Consider the following 503-nt stretch of genomic DNA (forward strand, 5'->3'; position numbering starts at 1 on the left):
CTAGGTGTATTGCCCTGTGAGGTTGGGGACGCGGCTGGTGGGTGGTTTGCCTGCGAGTGCGGTGTGTCCGCGGTGGTGATTGTAGGTGTGGAGCCAGTCGGGGAAGGCGTCGCGTCGTTCCTGCTCTGAGTGGTAGGGGCGGGCGTAGGCCCACTCGTCGAGCAGGGTGCGATTGAAGCGTTCGACTTTGCCGTTGGTCTGGGGCCGGTAGGGCCGGGTTCGTTTGTGGGTGATCCCGGCCTGGGCCAGGGCCTCGCGCCATAGACGGGATTTGTAGCAGGAGCCGTTGTCGGTCAGGACGCGTTCGACGGTGATCCCGACGCTGGTGAAGAACGCTTGGGCGCGGGTCCAGAAGGCGGTGGCGGTCTCCTTGCGCTCGTCCGTCAGGATTTCGCTGTAGGCGAGGCGGGAGTGGTCGTCGACGGCGGTGTGGAGGTAGCTGTAGCCGGCGGCGGCGCGGGTCTTTCGTCCGGCGGCCCGGCCGAGGACCTTGTGGCCGCCGC

General features: G+C 67.4%; 1 protein-coding gene. It reads right to left on the minus strand.

Features of this window, described 5'->3' with window-relative positions; genetic code table 11:
* A partial coding sequence (locus E1283_RS36870; protein WP_132822465.1) for an integrase core domain-containing protein occupies nucleotides 1-503 on the minus strand: 503 nt, incomplete at its 5' end.

This window comes from Streptomyces hainanensis (assembly GCF_004348415.1).
GTDB classification, from domain to species: Bacteria; Actinomycetota; Actinomycetes; order Streptomycetales; family Streptomycetaceae; genus Streptomyces; species Streptomyces hainanensis.